This window comes from Limosilactobacillus caviae (assembly GCF_014635905.1).
GTDB lineage: Bacteria > Bacillota > Bacilli > Lactobacillales > Lactobacillaceae > Limosilactobacillus > Limosilactobacillus caviae.
Map to the genome: position 1 here is coordinate 51,877 of NZ_BMDS01000001.1, position 21,302 is coordinate 73,178.

General features: G+C 41.6%; 13 protein-coding genes and 1 pseudogene. 7 read left to right on the forward strand and 7 right to left on the reverse strand.

The genetic code is table 11. The features are described 5' to 3' along the window. Positions 1-74: 74 nt before the first annotated feature. The 3 genes from IEU90_RS00030 to IEU90_RS00040 are packed head-to-tail and all read right to left on the reverse strand — an operon-like array spanning position 75 to position 2,820. On the reverse strand, positions 75-998 hold the full coding sequence (locus IEU90_RS00030; RefSeq protein WP_153709509.1) for an FAD:protein FMN transferase: 924 nt from the start codon (positions 996-998) through the stop codon (positions 75-77). A 2-nt stretch (positions 999-1,000) separates the two neighbouring features. Continuing rightward, a complete protein-coding gene (locus IEU90_RS00035; RefSeq protein ID WP_153709508.1) occupies positions 1,001-2,248 on the reverse strand; it encodes an NAD(P)H-dependent oxidoreductase in 1,248 nt (415 codons plus the stop codon). Further along, the gene (locus tag IEU90_RS00040) at positions 2,248-2,820 is read right to left on the reverse strand and encodes an NADPH-dependent FMN reductase (protein ID WP_153709507.1); all 573 of its coding nucleotides are present in this window, start codon (positions 2,818-2,820) and stop codon (positions 2,248-2,250) included. The genes IEU90_RS00035 and IEU90_RS00040 overlap by 1 nt, the downstream gene beginning before the upstream one ends. A 262-nt stretch (positions 2,821-3,082) precedes the next feature. Here IEU90_RS00040 and rlmD point away from each other — a divergent pair, with 262 nt between their 5' ends. Beyond that, positions 3,083-4,477, forward strand: a complete 1,395-nt coding sequence (gene rlmD / locus IEU90_RS00045; RefSeq protein ID WP_153709506.1) for a 23S rRNA (uracil(1939)-C(5))-methyltransferase RlmD — start codon at positions 3,083-3,085, stop codon at positions 4,475-4,477. Between the two features lie 66 nt (positions 4,478-4,543). On the opposite strand, the pseudogene vprA reads toward rlmD, so the two are convergent. Continuing rightward, positions 4,544-5,991, reverse strand: a pseudogene (gene vprA / locus IEU90_RS00050) (vinyl phenol reductase). A gap of 113 nt (positions 5,992-6,104) precedes the next feature. Between vprA and IEU90_RS00055 the strand changes: the two are divergent. From IEU90_RS00055 to IEU90_RS00080, 6 genes are all read left to right on the forward strand, one after another. Continuing rightward, positions 6,105-7,019 (forward strand): LysR family transcriptional regulator, encoded by a 915-nt coding sequence (locus tag IEU90_RS00055; protein WP_153709504.1) that lies wholly within the window; start codon positions 6,105-6,107, stop codon positions 7,017-7,019. 78 nt (positions 7,020-7,097) lie between these two features. Continuing rightward, positions 7,098-8,111 carry a LacI family DNA-binding transcriptional regulator gene (locus IEU90_RS00060; protein WP_153709503.1) on the forward strand — a complete coding sequence of 338 codons (1,014 nt, stop codon included), beginning with the start codon at positions 7,098-7,100 and terminating at the stop codon, positions 8,109-8,111. A gap of 162 nt (positions 8,112-8,273) precedes the next feature. After that, the gene (locus tag IEU90_RS00065; RefSeq protein WP_153709502.1) at positions 8,274-9,647 is read left to right on the forward strand and encodes an SLC45 family MFS transporter; all 1,374 of its coding nucleotides are present in this window, start codon (positions 8,274-8,276) and stop codon (positions 9,645-9,647) included. Positions 9,648-10,009: 362 nt separating this feature from the next. Beyond that, entirely contained in the window at positions 10,010-11,098 is a 1,089-nt protein-coding gene (locus IEU90_RS00070) for a carbamoyl phosphate synthase small subunit (RefSeq protein WP_153709501.1), read from the forward strand. Further along, positions 11,091-14,261, forward strand: a complete 3,171-nt coding sequence (gene carB, locus IEU90_RS00075; protein WP_153709500.1) for a carbamoyl-phosphate synthase large subunit — start codon at positions 11,091-11,093, stop codon at positions 14,259-14,261. The genes IEU90_RS00070 and carB overlap by 8 nt, the downstream gene beginning before the upstream one ends. Positions 14,262-14,437: 176 nt before the next feature. Beyond that, on the forward strand, positions 14,438-15,814 hold the full coding sequence (locus tag IEU90_RS00080; protein ID WP_153709537.1) for an amino acid permease: 1,377 nt from the start codon (positions 14,438-14,440) through the stop codon (positions 15,812-15,814). A gap of 80 nt (positions 15,815-15,894) precedes the next feature. On the opposite strand, the gene IEU90_RS00085 is transcribed toward IEU90_RS00080, so the two are convergent. The 3 genes from IEU90_RS00085 to IEU90_RS00095 all read right to left on the reverse strand — a co-directional run bounded on the left by IEU90_RS00085 (position 15,895) and on the right by IEU90_RS00095 (position 21,205). Then, complete coding sequence (locus IEU90_RS00085) at positions 15,895-17,280, reverse strand: SLC45 family MFS transporter (RefSeq protein WP_153709499.1); 1,386 nt, start codon at positions 17,278-17,280, stop codon at positions 15,895-15,897. 17 nt (positions 17,281-17,297) lie between these two features. Beyond that, the gene (locus IEU90_RS00090) at positions 17,298-18,980 is read right to left on the reverse strand and encodes an alpha-glucosidase (protein ID WP_153709498.1); all 1,683 of its coding nucleotides are present in this window, start codon (positions 18,978-18,980) and stop codon (positions 17,298-17,300) included. Between the two features lie 185 nt (positions 18,981-19,165). Next, a complete protein-coding gene (locus tag IEU90_RS00095; protein WP_153709497.1) occupies positions 19,166-21,205 on the reverse strand; it encodes a fibrinogen-binding adhesin SdrG C-terminal domain-containing protein in 2,040 nt (679 codons plus the stop codon). Between the last annotated feature and the right edge of the window lie 97 nt (positions 21,206-21,302).

The window sequence follows — 21,302 nt, forward strand, 5'->3', positions numbered from 1 at the left end:
TTTTGGCTTATTAAATTAAAAAATGACCGTTAGCATTTTAAAAATACTAACAGCCATTGTTAATTATAAAGTTATTAAAAACCAACATTCATCATTGATTCATCATTATGAATAAAGATAGCGCCGCGGTTGCCGGGACGTGACTCCCAGCCTTCAATTGGTTCACCATTGAAAAATAGGCGTTTCGCTTCAATTTCACCCATTACCGATTGATCAGTAAAAACTGTCACACTACTTAGGTCTGTTTCAAGGGGGTATCCTGTTCGCGGATCAAGCAAATGGTGATAACGGTGACCGTTTTTAATTAAAAAGCGCTCATAAATGCCTGATGTCACTGCTGAACATGCTGGCTCACGAACTGTTGCTAGGTTTTCACCCCGATGCAGCTGCGGGTCTTGGACGCCGATAATCCACTGTCCATCATCACGACGCGGCGAATTACCAACGAAAAGCAGATTTCCACCAAGATCAATAATCCCTGCAGGCACCCCTGCTTCTTGCCAAAAGTCACGAATCCGATCGGCAATGTAACCCTTCGCAATTCCGCCAAGGTCAAGTTCCATCCCCGGTTCTTCTAATAAAACAGTCCGTGTATCACGATTTAATAATACCTTATAAGGATCAATTAACTTCAGTCGTTCCTTAATCTCCGCATCACTTGGGACCCGTGCACCTTCAAAGCCAATCTTCCATAGTTTAACTAATGGTCCGATTAAAGCGTTAAAGCCAAAATTTTCTCGACTATATTTTACGGCTAATTCAATCAGGTCAAAGGTCGTTTGTGATACCATTTTAGGCATTTTGCCCGCACCATGATTCACTGACATTACCTCTGACTGATCACGGTTAACCGTCAGCTGGTCTTCATAATGGTCGATTAAGTCCATTGATTTTTTTAATAACGAAAAATACTCGTTACCAAAAATCGTCAAATTTATCCGTGTTCCTAAGGCATGATGAGTCATTACATGTCGCTGCGCCATCAATTCATTATTCATAATTAGTTTTCGGATGCACCTGTTGTGGCATCTGCCTCTTCATCATTAGCGTCTACGCTACCTGCGTCGGATGCGCCTGTTGTAGCGTCTGATCCATCAGCTTCCTCAACTGGGGTGGCAGTAACTGCACTAGTGTTATCAGTGCTATCGTTACTGTCATCGCTTGATTCAGAAGCGCCTGTCGATGCGTCTACGCTATCTTCTGCGTTTTCATCATTACCAGCATCTTCATGTTTAGAAGCCCCAGTGTTCCCATCAGTACTCCATGCACCATTTTCAAAGAGGTTAAGAATGTACTCAACACTGCCTGTAAATTCGATTGTACCGAGGTAATGACCATTGATGTCACGAAGAGCATAATATTGAATCAATGAACGGTGACCATTCATCCATAATGGACGGGTAACAACATCCTTTTCACCATTTCGGAAGCTGTTAATAATCTTCATTACCGTAGGAACAGCCATTGGCGGATGGCATTCTTGAACAGTTTCGCCAAGAGAAGCTACGTTACGAACGTGTTCCCGGTTTGGCTTGTCAGAATACCATGCAAAGTGGTCAGTGCTATCAATCAGGTCGATCTCAAATGGAATCGTGCTAAAGATTTGTTGAACTTCCTTTAACGTTAACCGACCTGTTGGGAAGTTAATATATGCTTCACTAATCGTTGGTTGTTTAACGGACATCTCCAGTCCCTCCTCATTTACTTTTTCAAAAATTTGAATATATTCCACAAAATGGGTAAAGCTTTCTTCAAGACTGTCCCGCATTTCAGGATTAATCAAACGGCCATCCTTAGAGAATGAATGACTAGCATTACCAATCAATACTTCATTCCCTGGTAATAAGTTAGTATCACAATCTGGGGAAATCAAAATTTGACGCATTTGTACTTGTGACCTAGCAGAAGCTTGCCGACCATACGATACCCCAACAACCATTGCCGGTTTATGGGATAAAACATTCGTCTTGTAAGAAAGCCACTCAACCGCGCTCTTTAATGCTGCCGGAATTCCGTGGTCATATTCAGGAGTGGAGAAGATAATTCCGTCTGCTGTTTTGATCTTTTGCTTTAACTTCCAGACCTCTGTTTGTTCTGAAAGCGGCGTATCAACACTAAAAGGCGGCAATTGGTTGATCTCGTAAATCTCAATATCAGCCATTTGGCGGAAATGTTTCTTCATATACTTAAGTAAAATTCGGTTATATGAGAACTTCGCATTTGTTCCAACTAGTGCAAGAATTTTCATTACTTATCCGCCTCCTTCTTTTCAGCAATCATGCGGTTAATCGCCTTAGCATAGTGCTTAAACTCACGCATACATTTTTCTAAGAAATGGATCGTCATTTCATTAGTAATATTACCATCTTCATCAATGATATTTGCGGCATCACTCATAAAGAATTCTTCATTTTGGAAAATATAAGCATTTACCCCTGGTGAGATTAAAATATCCCGTAATTGAACTTGTGAACGAGATGAACCCTGCTCATGGGTAGATGCACCAATAATCATCACAGGCTTGTCCTGCAATGGGTGAACTTCATATGAAAGCCATTCAACTAGACTCTTAAGCGCAGACGTAATTGAGTGGTTGTATTCGGGACTAGCAATAATAACAGCATCGGCACTTGCAACACGACGATCAATATCGGCAACAACCTCAGGGATCTTACCCTTGTAATCTTCATTAAACATTGGTACTTGACGAATATCAATCACATCAATATCATCATCACTAAAATGACGGGCCATAAATTCTAGCAACATCCGGTTATAAGAATGGTTGGCATTGGACCCGGCAATTGCAGCAATTTTCAAAAGTGTCACTTCCTTTAAGTTATTTATGCAACATTTCACATTGTTATTCTACTATATTTTACTCGATCAAAAAACATATTATTAGTAATATGCATACTTAATTGACTATTTTCGTAATAATTGATTATAAACTAACCTAAATTTTAAAAAGGAAAAGCGGTTATTTAGTTTTTCTACCCGTTATATCTGCATATTTATCCGGTAGTATTTGGAGATGTGCTAAAATATTAACCACATTGATTTAAAAGAACGGAGAAATAACATGACACAAACAAAACAACATGAACAGGATGTTGAAGTATGGGTTGGGAAACGTTTCCCGCTCACGATTCGTCGCCTTGGCGTTAATGGTCACGGAATCGGCTACTATAAGCACAAGGTCTGTTTTGTTCCCGGTGCCTTGCCAGATGAAGTTGTCGTCGCCGAGGTTACCCGTGTTTTACCACGATATCTTGAGGCCAAGATTCACCGGATTCGCAAAAAGAGCCGGTATCGGGTAACGCCACGAGACGCCTATGCTGATATTGCTGGTGGTTTTGAGCTTGAAAATCTCGCTTACCAACAACAATTAAAGTTCAAACGGCAAGTCGTCTTAGATAGTCTCGAAAAGTTTCAACCATATGGCTACCGTAATTATGATGTCCGGCCAACAATCGCTGCTCCGGAACAATACGGTTACCGTAACAAGGCCCAATTTCAAGTCCGAATGGTCAATGGTAAAGTAGCTGCCGGTCTCTATCAGCCAAACAGCCATACCCTTGTCGATATGGAAACCTGCGCTGTTCAAATGCCCCGAACTATGGAAACGGTCCGGGCGGTCGTCAAGATGATTGAAGACTTGCAGATCCCCGTCTATGATGAAAAACATAATAGCGGGATTATCAAAACCCTTGCTGTCCGTGAATCATGTTCAACTGGTGAAGTCCAGTTAACTTTCATTACCAATTCAGCCAAGCTTCCCCATAAGCACACCTTGCTCGAACGCATCGAAAAAGAGCTGCCAGCGGTTGTGTCAGTAATGCAAAATGTTAATCCAGGCGACACGCCATTAGTTTGGGGCGAGAAGATGATCCACCTTGCAGGAAAAGATTCAATCCTTGAAAGTCTGATGGGTCTTGATTTTAAATTGTCAGCCCGTTCATTCCTGCAATTAAATCCTGAACAAACAGAAGTGCTCTATGAGGAAGCTTCTAAAGCACTAGAATTAGATAAGGACGACACATTAATCGATGCCTATGCCGGAATCGGAACAATCGGGCTTTCCCTCGCCTCACGCGTAAAAGCTGTTCGCGGAATGGAAATTATTCCCGAAGCGGTCGCTGATGCAAATGAAAACGCCAAGCTAAACAACATCACAAATGCTAAGTATGAAGTTGGCAAGGCAGAAGAAGTCCTTCCACGGTGGCAAAAAGAAGGTCTTAACTTTGATGCTCTTGTTGTTGACCCACCACGGACAGGGTTAGACGACCAGTTAATTAAGCAGATCTTAAAAGTTAAGCCACGCAAATTTGCCTATGTTTCATGCGGAATGGCTTCACTTGCTCGTAACTTGCGCCGGCTTACCAGTGTATATCATGTTGACTATATCCAGCCAATTGATATGATGCCACAAACAGCCCGTTGCGAAGCCGTTGTGAAGTTATCATTACGAAAATAGAATAATCCTTTTATAATGAGCGGGAAAAATTATCTCTCCACTGAGGTAGACTTTTCCCGCTCATTTTTATTTCTTAAGGTATTCATTAATATTGTGCGCAGCGTTTCGTCCAGAATAAAATGCATAACCAACACAGGTTCCTGGCATATTAGGACCATATGTATCACCAACTAAACCTGATGCATCATTACCAGCCGCATAAAGCCCTTTAATCGGCAAATAGTTATTATCTAGAACTTCATTAGCTGGGCTTACTTTCAAGCCACCCATCGTACAAAAAGCACCAACATTTAGCTTAAATCCGTAGAATGGACCAGTTGTTACTTTCTGTAGATATTGCGGATCTTTGCCAAAGTCATCATCTGTTCCTTTGTCAGCAAAATCATTATAACGAGTAATTGTTGCTTGTAATTTATCTTCAGGCACACCCATCTGTCTTGCTAAATCAGAAATTGTGTCCGCCTTAAAAATAAATGACTTTTTAGCTGCAATTGCCTGATCTAATTCTTCTTGGAGTTTATCCATCTTTTGACCGCGACGAACATAAATTCCTAGGCCCATAAAGTTTCCCTTGTTGATCATTCGGTCAATTACTGCTTGGTCTAGAATACTAAACACATTGGATTGTGTGTACAATGCGTTACCCGCCAGTGAGAAATTATAGACAACTTCTTCATTAACAAAACGTTCACCATTTTCATTTACCCACAATAAGGGCTGTTGTCCAGCTACTGTATTCATTTGTGATGGCATCATTTTGTATGAAGGCTCGTCTTCATCTTTTAAATAACCGCCAAATAGCATTGCCATCCCGAGGCCATTTTTCTGTGCGCCAATATGCCAGGCCATCTCTAAGCCGTCTCCAGTTCCTTTTCCTGAACTTACTGGTACACATCGTAACTGGTTTCCTCTTTAATCAAGCGCGGATTATTCAAGTAGCCACCAGTTGCTAATACCACAGCCCGTGTTTCTACTTTATAACGTTCTTTAGTCTTGTTGTCTTTAATTGTTACTTCAAATGTACCATCGCTCTTCTTTACCAAATTAACAGCACGAGCAAGTGTTAATACTTCACCACCATTTTGCTTAAATTTCGGTTGGAGGGCATCATGAATTACCCCAAATCCCATTCCTTTGTAAATATGCCAAGTTGCCTCTCCAGCGCCCATTGCTTGAACGCCTTCATATTCAACACCCTGGTCATGCAGCCACTGGACATTCTCTGCACTACTATTGATATAGTTGCGCCAAATACGGGAGTCTGCTTTATATTTTGAATAATTCACTTCTTCACTAAGTACATCCGTTGCTTTAATTTCAATCCCCTTTTCCTTCTGTAAATAGGAATTAATTGCAAACAGCCCTTCTGTGTAGTTCGTACTTCCGCCGGTTGTTCTCCCTTTCTCTAATAAAAGAACCGAATGTCCGTCCTGAACCGCGGTTAATCCAGCAGCCATCCCTGCAGCTCCAGAACCAACGACAATAACATCATAGTATCTATGCTTATTTCTCATTATTTTCACCCTTTGTATTTTTCTATATTTTTATTATAAAATCTTTGTGAAAATGTTAATATGAGCAATATAGTTGATAGCCGCAATAATTTTTCGGGTAGGAGGATCCAATAGTGGAAATTGAACAACTTGAAAATTTCTTAGCTGTTTCTCAATTAGGCAGTTTTCAAAAAGTAGCAGAGCAGAAATTTATCTCACAGCGAACTGTTTCAAAACAAATGACAAATCTTGAAAATGAACTTGGTGTCAAACTTTTCTTTCGTGGCAGTAATAAGATTTTACTAACACAAGCCGGTACCTATTTCGCTCAACGGGCTAATGAACTTATTAACCAATTAAATGATAGTATTGGTAAGCTACACGACATTACAAATAGTAACTTACAGCACCTCCGCCTTGGCTATTTTTCACCATTTGAAGGGCGTCTGCTTGTAACCCACCTAAAAAAATATCAAACGTTAGCAAAACATAAGCCCATTAATTTTCAGGTGACTGAGGGTAGTGTGGAACATTTATTCGCAGATGTTACATTAGGAAACCTTGATTGTGCCTACATTCTTGATTACGGAACTCATGATCATCTTCTCAACTCTGAGCTAAATAACACTATCCTTACAGAAGGCGAAATGGTTCTTGGAATTAGTAAGGACCATCCATTGGCTGCCAAAAAAGAATTATCTGCCGCAGATCTTACAGGTCAAACTATTCTCTACTATAGCAACGAAAGTTCAACTTATCTTCAATCAGCCTTCTTAGCTACCCTTCCGCAAAATCATCATTACAACGTTCAGCGGGTTGGCACAATCGAACAAATGCAAACACTAGTCGCTTTAGGGCAAGCCATTGCTTTTTATCCTCAAAGCCTCCCAGTCTTTCCAAATGAATGGATTGTTTTTCGCCACCTTCACTCCACAGCCAGCGGTGTCTCCCAAAAATACTCAATCCGCCTAATTTATCGACCAGATAATAATATTAACGGCCTCAAATACTTTCGCCAATTTTTGAATAATACTATAAATCATCGCTAAACCATTATTGAAAACGTTTACATTTGATAGCGAATTCTCTATAATAGACTTAATAATATAAGTAAAAGGGGCCCGCCTATGAAGCCAACAATTAAAGACATTGCTCAACGGGCCAACGTTTCAACGGCCACCGTTTCCCGTGTTTTAGCAAAAAAGGAAAAATCTTACCGGCCTGAAACCGCGGCTAAAATTGAAGCAATTGCGAAAGAATTAGGATATAAGAAAAATATTGCCGCTGCCGAATTGGCTGCTCATAGCAGTAAGCTGATTGCGGTTATCTTAAACAATACGCAAACAAATTTCTCAAACGATATTATTGCGGCTATCCAGGCTGAAACAGATAAAGCCGGCTATCAAATGTTCATTCTTTATGCTGGCAACCATGACTCACGGCTTCTCAATCAAGCGATTAGTGTTGCCCTCGAACGTCACGTTGCCGGAATCTTGCTAGTTGCAACCTCGCTTGATGAACAGGCTGCAATGACTTTGCGGGAAACCAGCACTCCTTGTAGACTAGTTTCTGTTTACGATGAAAGCGACCCTAAATACACCGGTTTTAAGTTTATTAGTTCAGACAATGAAAAAATTGGCTACCTCGCCACTAATTATCTAATCGATCACGGTCACCAACGGATCGGTCTTGCGGGAATTGACCGTTCTTCAACTGGGGAACAGCGTCTGCGCGGTTACCAGCAAGCCATGTGTGAACACGGTCTAGTGCCGCACCGTGATTGGGTGGTATACGGTGATTATAGTTTTGGTCCGCAGCAAAATATCCTAAAGGGTTTAGCAAGCAAAAACCTAGATGCAATCATCACCGCCAGTGACATGGTCGCGGTTGGTTTAATCAAAGAAGCCCGCTTGCTTAATATCAGGATTCCGGAAGACTTGTCGCTCGTCAGTATTGACGGAACATTCTTGTGTGACATTACCATCCCTACTATTACCAGTGTTACTCAGGACTTTTATCAGATGGGAGTACTGGCAGTTAGAAGTTTGTTGAAGAATCAAAGTTCGCAGTTCGTACCTGTCCATATTACAGCCCGCAACAGCGTAAGGCTTCTGGCTGAAAAGCCTTCGCTACAAAATTAATTTTAATCTGCTTCCTTCGTTAGTTTGAACGATTGGAAGTTTTTTATTTATCTTTTGCAAACGGTTGCACAAAAATAAATTGTCTGCTATATTATTCGTGTAAGAGCTTACATAAGCTCCCATTGCAATTATTTTATATTTTTTCGTTAGGAGTTGTTTGTTATGAGTCAGGATGGGTCTACTGTACTTAACCAAGACCAAAAAGCTTCGACGAGTGGATTACCAATTTTACCAAAGAGTACCATTTGGATGATTAACTTTGGTTTCCTTGGTGTTCAAATCGCCTTTACGTTGCAAGGTTCGCAAATGAGCCGTATCTTCCAAACGATTGGTGCTAATCCAAACAATTTGGGGTGGTTCTTCTTACTACCACCGCTTGCAGGATTAATTGTTCAGCCAATTATCGGTTATTACTCTGATCGAACATGGGCACCAAAGCTCGGTGGCCGTCGTCTCCCTTACTTGTTAATCGGGATGATCATTGCCGTGATTGTAATGATTTTGCTTCCTAATTCAGGAAGTTTTGGCTTCGGTTACGGTTCGTTAGCTGCCCTTTGGTTTGGTGCGATTACTGTCGCCTTCCTTGATCTTTCATCGAATATGGCAATGCAGCCATTTAAGATGATGGTTGGTGATATGGTTAACGATGACCAAAAGAGTTACGCATACGGGATTCAAAGTTTAATCTGTAATACCGGTGCGGTTCTTGCAGCTATCTTCCCATTCCTGCTTACATGGTGGGGTGTTTCAAACACTGCTAAAAAGGGTGTTGTTCCGCAATCAGTTATTGTTTCATTCTATGTCGGTGCAGTTATCCTTGTAATCACCTGTTTGTTTACAATTTTCAAGGTTCATGAATATGATCCTGCTACTTACGCCAAATATCATGGTATTTCAGAAGAAGATAATAAGACCGGTGGAAATTGGTTTACCCTTCTTAAGCATGCACCACGAGTATTCTGGAACGTTGCATTAGTTCAATTCTTCTGCTGGTTCTCATTCCAGTACCTTTCTACTTATGCCGTGGGAGCAATTGCTAAGAACGTTTGGATGACTACCGATGCATCGTCTGCTGCTTACCAAGCTGCCGGTAACTGGTATGGTGTTATGACTGCTGTTCAATCAGTGGCTGCTGTTGTTTGGTCATACGTTTTAGCTAAGGTTCCTAACAACCACCATAAAGCAGGATACTCCATCAGTTTGTTGCTCGGTGCAATTGGATACACGTCAATCTTCTTTATTCATTCACAAAATGCCCTTATCCTCTCATTCATTCTAATCGGAATCGCATGGGCATCAATGAATACCTACCCATTAACTATGGTCACAAATGCCTTATCTGGTAAGCATATGGGTACCTACCTCGGACTATTCAACGGTTCGATCTGTGTACCACAAATGGTTGCTTCACTTCTTAGTTTTGGTCTCTTCCCACTACTAGGCAGTTCACAAGTTAACATGATGCTTATCACAGGTATTTCTGCCCTGTTGGGTGCAATCGCAGTTCTCTTTATTAAAGAAACTTATGCTGAATAATTTAATGTCAAAAGGCTGGAAAAAATTTGTTTTTTCCGGCCTTTTATCTGCTATAATGTTAACAAGCATTTATGCATATAAAATGTTTAAATATTTGATTTTTTGAATAAACATACAGTATATGCTTGACAAAAGAATAATTTTACAGTAACTTAGTATCAATCATTATCCTTTAATTTGGTCCCGTGAGACTAACAAGGTCAGCGTTGAATTACTAACATTGAAATATACATAATATATTCAATTTTTTGTATACGCTTAGCCTATTTTTCAAATGGATTAAGCGTTTTTTTATTAAACTTTTTTCAACGTGGCTAGTTTTTGTGATCAGTGGAAGGGTTTTTCAGGAAAGGATGAAACTCATGAAACGATATTTAATTCTAGAAGATGGTACTGTTTATACTGGTGAAGCCTTTGGTAGCACCACGTTTTCCCCTGGTGAAGTTGTCTTTACTACCGGAATGGTCGGCTACCAAGAGGCGATTACTGACCAGTCATTTGCTAATCAAATCTTAGTCTTTACTAATCCGCTCATTGGTAATTACGGCATTAATAATGAAGATAACGAAACCCTGCACCCCCAGATCAAAGGTGTTATTTGTCACCAAATTGCCCGTGTGCCAAGCAATTGGAAGATGACTGAATCATTACCAGCCTTCCTTGAAAAAAACAACATTCCCGGCTTATCCGGAATCGATACTCGTGAACTAGTCCGTAAACTGCGTCAGTATGGAACCCTGCGTGGAATAATGACTGACACCTTAGCCAACACTGAAAAAACAGTCGCTCTTCTCCAAAATTCAACACCAACCAAGGGCATCATTAGCAAGGTATCAACTAAAGAAGCCTACGCTAACCCTGGCCTTAAACGTAATATCATCGTTATTGACTTTGGAATGAAGAATAGTATCCTTCGTGAGCTGAACAAGCGCAACTGCAACGTCACCGTTCTCCCATACAATGCCACTGCTAGCGAAGTAATGGAACTCAATCCTGATGGTGTTTTACTTTCAAATGGTCCCGGCGACCCAACTGAAATGGAATCTGCGGCCGAAATGGTTGCTGAAATTGAACAGCATATCCCTATTTTTGGTATTTGCATGGGCCACCAAATTTTTGCACTCGCTAATGGTGCGCAAACATACAAAATGAAATTTGGTCACCGTGGTTTCAACCACCCTGTTCGCGACCTCCACACCGGCAAGATTGCTTTTACCTCGCAAAACCACGGTTATGCAGTCGATCCAGCGTCAATTGCTAATACAGACCTTAAGATAACCCACACTGAAATCAACGATGGAACGGTTGAAGGGCTTGAACATATTAAATATCCCGCATTTTCAGTTCAGTTCCACCCTGATGCGGCACCGGGACCGCATGACGCTGACGCTTTATTCGATAAATTCATGAAATTAATTGACAGCCACAAGGAGGTTCCTGCATATGCCTAAACGTACCGACATTCATAAGATTCTTGTCATTGGTTCTGGTCCCATTATCATCGGTCAAGCAGCCGAATTTGACTACTCAGGCACTCAGGCTTGTCTTGCATTACGTGAAGAAGGCTATGAGACGATCCTTGTAAACTCTAATCCTGCTACCATTATGACCGATACTGAAATTGCTGATCACGTTTATATTGAACCATTAACTGTTGACTCAGTATCCCGAATTATTCGCCAAGAATACCCTGATGCTATTTTACCGACGCTCGGTGGTCAGATTGGCTTAAACCTTGCCGTTGCTCTTTCAAAAACAGGCATTCTTGATGAACTAGGGATCGAATTGCTTGGAACGAAGCTTGAATCGATTGACGAAGCAGAAGATCGTGAAAAGTTCAAGGAATTGATGGAAGACCTTGGGGAACCGGTTCCAGCTTCCCAAACGGTCAATTCAATTGATGAAGCACTTACCTTTGCCCACCAGATTGGTTATCCGGTGATTGTACGACCCGCCTTTACCATGGGCGGAACTGGCGGCGGTATTTGTCACGACGATACTGAAATGAAGTCTATCGCTAAAAACGGTCTCGAGCTATCGCCAACTACCCAGTGTTTAATTGAAAAATCGATTGCTGGTTATAAGGAAATCGAATTTGAAGTTATGCGGGATGCTGCCGATAACGTAATGGTGGTTTGTTGTATGGAAAACTTTGACCCTGTCGGCATTCATACTGGTGACTCAATTGTTTTTGCTCCGAACCAAACCTTGACCGACCGTGAATATCAGATGTTGCGGGATTGCGCATTAAAGCTTATTCGCGCGCTTAAAATCGAAGGAGGCTGTAATGTTCAGCTGGCTCTGGACCCTCATAGCTATCATTATGATGTCATTGAAGTGAACCCCCGGGTATCTCGCTCTTCGGCCCTTGCTTCAAAAGCTACCGGTTATCCGATTGCCAAGATGGCCGCAAAAATCGCGGTAGGGTTAACGCTTGATGAAATTAAGAACCCCGTTACTAAAACAACCTATGCTGAATTTGAGCCAGCCCTCGATTACGTCGTCTGCAAGATCCCCCGTTGGCCCTTTGACAAATTCACTCAGGCAGATCGGCACCTCGGTAGTCAAATGAAGGCCACTGGTGAAGTGATGGCAATTGGGCGAACCGCTGAAGAAGCCCTGCATAAGGCTATCCGTTCTCTTGAAATCGACGAAAAGGATTTATTCTCACCCCTTGCTCACGGGGCAACTGCTGCTGAACTAAAGGATAAACTTATCCACCCTCAAGACGACCGCCTTTTCTACCTTGCCGAAGCTTTTCGTCGCGGCTACTCCCTTTCTCAGGTTCATGACCTTACTAAAATTTCCGTTTACTTTCTTGATATCGTCAAGCATCTCGTTGAATTAGAGGGGGAACTCAGCGACAATCCTTTTGATCCCGAGACATTGACAACTGCTAAAAAGTACGGTTTTAGTGACCAGACCATTGCCAACTTATGGAAAACTACTCCCGCAAAAATTCGGGCTTTCCGTAAGCAAAACGAAATCATCCCTGTTTATAAAATGATTGACACTTGTGCCGCCGAGTTTGCATCTTCAACCCCTTACTTTTATAGTTCATATGACCACGAAAGCGAAAGCCAACAAACCAAACAGCCATCTATTCTTGTACTGGGGTCCGGTCCCATCCGGATTGGTCAAGGGGTGGAGTTTGATTACGCTACCGTCCATTGTGTTAAAGCAATTCAACGTGCCGGCTATAAGGCAATCGTTATTAACTCCAACCCCGAAACAGTCTCAACTGATTTTTCAATCTCTGACAAGCTGTATTTTGAACCATTAACCCTTGAAGATGTCCTCAATGTAATCGACTTAGAGCATCCTAAGGGCGTAATCGTTCAGTTTGGCGGGCAGACTGCCATTAATTTAGCCGCTGATTTGGCTGCTAACGGGGTTAAAATCTTGGGGACAACAGTCAAGGACCTTGATGCTGCAGAAGATCGAGAAGTATTTGATAAAGTTATCAATGACCTCAAATTAAAACAACCAGTCGGCTTAACGGCTACTAACCATGCGGATGTGATCAAGGCAGCAACAAAAATCGGCTATCCGGTGCTTGTCCGTCCTAGCTATGTCCTTGGCGGTAAAGCAATGGAAATTGTTTACAACCAAGATGAATTGCAGCAGTACCTCCAACAAAATGCAACAGTCACCGCCGACCACCCAATCCTAATTGATACCTACCTTGAAGGACGTGAGTGTGAAGTTGATGCAATCTGTGATGGTAAAAACGTTCTCCTTCCCGGCATTATGGAACATATTGAGCACGCCGGAGTCCACTCTGGTGATTCAATGGCTGTTTACCCTCCGCAGCATTTTGACAACGATATTAAGCAGCAGATCGTCAATGCAACTAAAAAATTAGCGGTCGCCCTCAAATGCGTGGGAATCATGAACATTCAATTCATTGTTCATAATCATGAAGTTTATATCCTAGAAGTGAACCCCCGGGCAAGTCGGACAGTCCCATTCCTCAGCAAGATCACGGGAATTGAGATGGCCCAGGTAGCAACAAAGGTTATTCTCGGACAATCACTTGCAGATCAAGGATTTGATGATGGCCTTTATCCCGAACCACAGACTATTCATGTCAAAGCACCAGTCTTTAGTTTTAACAAGCTTGCCGGTGTTGACTCTTTCCTTGGCCCAGAAATGAAGTCAACCGGAGAAGTCATGGGTAGCGATCATACTTTTGCGAAAGCATTACGCAAGGCATTTGTTGGCACTCATGTACAATTACCAAATTACGGTAAAGTATTACTGACAATCGAACACGGTAACGAGGACAAAATTTTACCGATTGCAAACCGGCTTAGAAAAATCGGCTGGCAGATTATTACAACTGGCGAAACCGATGATTTTCTGGAAAATAACAACGTTCATATTATGAAGGTGGTCCAAGGAACAAACGAAATTAAGCAGCTGCTTAAGAACGGTCAAATCGACCTTGTTATCAACACAATGCAGCATGATTACGAACAAAATTCAGTTGGCTTTAAAATTCGCCAAGATGCTATCGCACAAAACGTACCATTAATGACCTCGCTTGATACTGTTCGCGCCTTACTCAGCATGAAAGAAAGTCAAGCACTTGAAACGATAACAATTGAATAGGCTGATAGCAAAGGTATAACCATTCTGCATAGCTAACCTCTGATAATAGGCATTTAACATTTCGCCTTCTCACTACTAAAATCTAATTATGATATTGTTTTAGGAGGCTTATTAACTTGAATCGTCAAAATCAGTTGGGCCACATTAGGCATACTCTTCAATCCCGCCACCTTTCCATGATTGCCCTCGGCGGAACCATTGGAACCGGCTTATTCATTGCTAGTGGTTCAGCAATCACAACTGCTGGTCCTGGTGGTAGCTTAGTCGCATACTTCATCATGGGGTTGATGGTTTTCTTCCTAATGACGAGTCTCGCGGAAATGGCTACTTATAATCCGCGCAGTGGCTCTTTTGCGGAATACGCAACCCATTATGTTGATCCCGCACTCGGCTTTGCGATGGGTTGGAATTACTGGTTCGGGGGCGCAATTACGATTGCCGTTGAGTTATCAACCGTTGGGATCGTCATGAATTTTTGGTTTCCCCACATTGCAGCGTGGATCTTTAGCCTACTCGCCTTTGTTATTATTTTTACCATTAACTACTTTTCCGTCCGAGCATATGGTGAAGCGGAATTTTGGCTCTCCTTATTAAAAGTGGCCGCTGTAATTATTTTTCTTATCGTCGGAATTGGCATAATTCTTGGACTAGTCGGCAATCATCCGGCCATTGGTTTTAAGAATTTCACCTATAAACAAGCCCCTTTCGTTAACGGTATTCCAGGAATCATTAGTGCTTTTGTTGTTTCTGGTTTTTCGTTTCAGGGGACCGAAATGGTCGGAATTGCTGCTGGTGAATCGGCTGACCCAAAGCACAGCATCCCAAAGGCAATTCATGCGACATTCTGGCGAATCCTATTATTTTATATTTTGACAATCTCAGTCATTGCCTGCATTCTTCCATACACCGATAAACGGCTACTTAGCTCCAACGTCCAAGATATCATTACCAGTCCATTTACCCTTATTTTTCAATATGCTGGCCTGCGTTATGCCGCTGGAATCATGAACTTTGTAATCTTAATTGCAGTGGTTTCATCAGCCAACTCTTGGCTATATGCTATTTCACGCATCCTCTTCTCACAATCAATGGAGGGGTTCTTATGGAAAGGATTCAAGGACGTTAACCGGCGCGGAGTTCCAATCATCAGTTTTCTTGCCATGTCCGTCCTGAGTTTAGCTCTTTGGGGACTGCAATTCATCGGCCCAAACGTTTATAACTACTTAATTAGTGCCACTAGTTTAGCTGGCTTTATGGAGTGGTTAGGAATTGCAATCGCTCATTATCGTTTTCGACGCGGTTTTCTTAAACAGGGTCACCGCCTCAATGAACTCACTTACCATGCCGCTCTTTTCCCGTTTGGTCCAATCTTTGCTTTCGTCTTATGCATCATTGTCATTGCTGGTCAAAATATTAATGCCTTCATCAAACTCGACTGGTCAAACATCCTTATTACTTACATGAGCGTGCCTCTCTTTATTGGCTTTTATCTCTATTATAAAATTCGTCACCATACCCACCTTATCCCTCTCGACAAAATCAAATTAAAGTAAAAGACAGTAGCTGGATTTTCCAGTCACTGCCTTTTTTACAGATATTTATGTTTTATAAAGGAGAAATTCATCTTAGTATCCTATGCTTCTTTAACCGTAACCCCTTCATGGATCGTTTGGACAGCTAATGCCCCGATAAGAAGGGAGATCCCGCCAAGCAAAAGCATCATTGGTTGATTGTGACCAACAAGTGGGAAGAGGAAGAAACTGCATAGCGATGCAATAATTTGTGGCACACAGATTCCGACATTAAAGAGTCCCAGGTATGCCCCTTCGTTTTTACCATTGAGAGAGGAAGTAAGAAGAGTAAACGGAATGGTATTAATACTAAAGTTACCAATTCCAAACATAATCATCGCAATAATTGAAGTCGTCTTAGTTGTTACAAAAGTCATCCAGATTAAGCCCAAGCCACCAACAATCATTCCAAATGTGTACCATTTCTTCCGTGAACCAGCCTTAGCATGGGCGTAAATTAAGCCCCATACAATACCGGCAATACTATAAACAGCCGTTAAGATCCCGTACCAGTTACCAGCGGCTTGATAGCCGGCAGAAGTTACATCAGAAGTGTGCCAAATATTACGAGCACAGGTTCCGGTAGTATATGTCCAAACATACATGATTGCAAACCAGCTAAATAGCTGAACAAGGTTAATTTCCCAGAAAGCCCGTGGTGCGGTTTTGACTAACTTCCAAAGACTAACTGATTTGTTTTGCTCAGCCGGATCAATGTGGTGGTACTTAGCATATGTTTCTGGATCATATTCCTTAACGTTAAAGACGGTCCACAAACCGGTAATAAGCAAAACAGCCGCTGCACAAAGGTATGACCAGATAACGGTATTAGGAACAACACCCTTTTTAGCAGTATTTGACATCCCAAACATCGTAAAGATAAATGGCAAGATCGTGGCTAAGATTCCTCCACCGTTAGAAAAGACTTGCTGCCAGGACCAGGCAAAGTTTTTTTGCTTATTATTAACCATGTCACCAACAATCATCCGTGATGGCTGCATACAAATATTACTAAATAAGTCCATCAAACATACCGCCGTAGCAGCATAAATCATCGCAGCCATTGAACCATATCCAAAGCCAAGAGAGCCGGAGAATGGCAACATAATTAAAACTAATGCCGCAATTGGCGTCCCAAATAAAAGGTATGGCAACCGCCGACCAAACCGATTCCATGTTCGATCTGACATCTTCCCCATAATCGGTTGAACAATCATTCCCATTAATGGCGGAAAAATGAAGAAGAAACCAAGATTATTAGGGTTAGCTCCAATTGTCTGACAAATACGACTCATTTGTGAGCTTTGCAGTGAGAACGCCATGTTAATTCCAAGAAAGGCAAACGTAATTGCAAACAATTCTTTCTTGGGTAAATCAGGCATTCCCGTATCAAGATCAATCTGTTTCGTTTCCACTTTTTGTTTCGAATTTGAAAGTGACTTATCCATAATCGTTCATCCCCACTCTAATATTGATAAACCTTAGCTTCATATGGACGGATGGTGTCATTTTGGTCATCCTCATAATTACTAATTAGCAATTTCGCATCAGCTGGTACATCATAATGGCGATTTACAGTCTCATCAGTATAATTCAAGATTACTAATAAAGTCGTATCATCGTCTTGCCGTGTATATGCAAAGATTTGTTCATCATCGTCATTGCCAGGAACCAATGCATATTTTCCATTAGTGATTACCGGCATTGTGTGGCGCAGCTCAATCAGCTTTTGGTAGTAATAGAAGATTGAGTTTTTATCTGCCAAAGCATTCTTGACGTTAATCTGCTTATAGTTAGGGTTAACCTTCTCCCATGGCGTATGATCGGAAAATCCGGCATACTTGCTATCATCCCATTGCATTGGCGTCCGGGCATTATCACGTGAATGAATAGCAATATATTTCATCATCGTCTTACCATCAAGCAAATGCTGGTCATCAACCAGTTGGTGATAAGCATTGATTGATTCAAGGTCAACATAATCTTCAAGCTTTGGGAAGTAGGCATTAGTCATTCCAATTTCTTCCCCTTCATAAATGTACGGTGTTCCTTGCATCATATGGGTCATTGTAGCTAACATCTTGGCTGATTTGACACGGTAATCTTCTGTTTGATCATTACCAAAACGTGATACAACCCGTGGCTGATCATGATTATTCCAATAAAGCGAGTTCCAAGCCTTACCATAAAGTTTTTCTTGCCACTTCGTTAAGTTTGCCCGCAAATCCTTAAGACTGGTTTTACGGTCATCCCACTTGCCAAGAGCTGGATTAGGATTACTGTCAAGGCCCATGTGTTCAAACTGGAAAATCATGTTTAACTCTTTATTATCAAGGCTGGCATATTTTTCAGCATCTTTTGGCGTAGCTCCCGGTGTTTCACCAACCGTTACCATCTTGTGTTTACTCATGACATTCTTATTCATTTCTTGCAAGAATTCATGAATCCGATGACCGTTTGATACGAGCGGTTCAACATTGGCGTATTTCTCATCGCCGCTCTTCTTAGCATCTGGCAGTCCATCTGGTTTTGAAATCAGGTTAATAACATCCATGCGGAAACCATCAACCCCTTTGGCAGCCCACCAATTCATCATGTCATAGACAGAGTGGCGAACTTGTGGATTTTCCCAGTTAAGGTCTGGTTGTTCAGGGGCAAAAAGGTGGAGATAATATTGACCAGATTCATCATCATATTTCCAAGCAGCACCCGAGAAGTATGATCCCCAATTATTTGGCTCTTTACCATCCTTACCATCACGCCAGATATAATAATCACGATATGGATTATCTTTCCCTTTTCGCGACTCTTTAAACCAATTATGTTGATCAGAAGTATGGTTAACAACTAAATCCATGACCAGTTTCATTCCCCGTTCATGAATCCCATCAATCAGTTCTTGAAAATCATCCATGTTACCAAGTGTCGGATTGATTGCCTCATAGTTACTAATGTCATAACCATTATCAACTTGTGGCGACTCATAAATCGGATTTAACCAAATAACATCGGCACCAAGTTTCTTAATATAGTCAAGACGGTCAATAATTCCGCGAAGGTCACCGACACCATCATGATTAGTATCTTGGAAACTCTTGGGGTAAATTTGATAAACAACTGATTTATTCCACCAATGATTATTTTCCATAAAATAAAACCTCTCTCCATAAAATTACGCGATTTTTGCTTTTAACCATTAATGTAAACGTTTACTTAAGCTCAATTAAATATTAACACCTATATTTTTAATTGCAAGAGTTTTATGTAAACGATTACATTTTTAGTAAAATAAAAAAGGCTGAAAAGCGTATTTTCAACCTTTTACTTAAGAATTTAAAATCTTCGTAAATGACGTAGCGAGTGATTTAAACGACCATTATTCTGGAACCGGCCATGCCGACGTGGCGGTCGTCGCCCAGGCATCGGTAGCGGAGCAGTTGAAGTTTCCTCTTGCGTTTCTTCAACTTGCTGTTCTGCAGTAACAATTTCTTCTGACACTGGTTCAGTCGATTGTGCCGCAGTAGGCTGTTCACCAGTTCTTGCTGTTAGCGAATCAGACTCAGCTGGAGCAGTCGAAGCAGCCTCACTAGATACGGTTTCTTGTGCAGGAACACTCAATGCGATTGATACTTCATCGCCTCCTACAGCACCTTGCATAACTGCCGGCTGCGCACTTTCGCTATCTTCCGTTGAATCTTCAATTTCTTTATCAGGACTCGTTGCTGAATCAGCAAAAGAGACAATGTAAGCAGATGAATCCGCGGTAGTTTCTTCTTGCTCACTCATTGCCATTGATTCAGCGACTTCACTTTCCACTGGCAGATCGTCCGTAGTCATCTCATCTTCAACATCGCGATCCTGCACTTCACTGTCTGTTGGTATTTCCTCACTTGCCATATCACTAACAGTGTCATCTAAGTCCTGCGCAATCGCTGCGTCGTGATTTTCTGTCGTTTCAATTTCTGATGATTCCTCTACGTCATCTTCTTCTACAGATGGTTCGTCCATTGCCGGTTCTGCGTTAGCATCTGTTTCACCTAAATCAACCGGAATATCGATATTCTGTTCTTCCATCGCAACAACTTCTGGTGATTCACGTGGAACATTTGTTGCGAGCTCATCCATTTCTGCATTTGCTGACGTATCATCGGCAACTGGATCGGCAGTTTCAACACCTGCTTTAGGAACCGCATGACCAGTTGCTTGCATTGGTATTCCATCAGCCATTGCCGCCGTTGAATTACTCATGTAAACATTTTGCTGGTCAACGCCAAATAAGCGCGCACGTAGCCGGACTGCGCCATTAAGCTCATCATTATACTGGCCAATTACCTTGATAATGTAGGAATCATTAGTATTGTCAGCCGCAAAGTTCAAGCGCATCTTATTGTCGGCAAATGACATCGTAAGTGGCGTTTCAACAAGGTGGTCGCCTTCAACAATAGGAAAACGGTTTGTAATTTCTCGTAGCCGTTGAAGGTTTACCCCATAAGATTGCGGCAGCTTCAGGTCACGAGAATTGCGGTAAATTTCAATCCGCATTATCGATGGTTTAACAATGGCATTTGATAAATCTTCAACAAGGTCGCTGGTATTAAAAATAATATAAGCATGGTTAAGGTCTTTTTGAGCAGGATTAACATAAATTAAGTCGGTAAAAAGATGCTGATCCTGATCAAAGTGCATCATCCGACTAGAAATCCCCAAGAACATATCATCATCAAGGTCGGGATAATCAACATCAATCGTAAAGTCTTTACGGTAATCATCTATGCTAATAAAACAACCTAAGCCGAACTTATTTTCAGGCGTTGTTAACGGATCAACTGCCAATTCTCCCGTTAACTCACCAATTATTTGCCGGTGTTCCGTTACGTAATTAGTAAACGTATATACTAGCTGATGTTTTTCAGGATAATATTCCCCCATCGCAATAGCCACACCATTTTGATCGGTGAAATCTGGAATTGGCTTTTGGGGATGACCATTGGGAGCGATAATCAAGTTCGGTGATAACTGAACAACAAACTGGTCAGCCGGACGGACATCCTTAGCAACCGTAAAACTCGTATGCCACTTGACTGTATCTTCACGAGTCGGGTCAAGGAAAAAGTCCGCTTGCGTATCAGTTTTCACATTATGCAAAATATGCCCGTCTTCATAAAATGACCCGAATTCAAACTGATCAGGAGTCACTTGATTCTTTTGTTGTGATTCTTCTTCCGTCGGCTGGTATGCCGTTTCTGGCTGTTGATTCTCATCTGGCACGCTTTGCGCAACAAGCATCAACACTTCGCACAAGTTAGCCCTAAAAAAACCAGCCCGTAGATTTAGAAGTCCATAATAAAAATTCATTGCTTGATAATTATCCATTTTCACGCCCTCATTCTCCGTCTTTAGTTTATCGATAGATAACAGTTAAAGGCTTCAAAAACACTACTATTATTTTTTCGCTCTTATCTTTCTATTC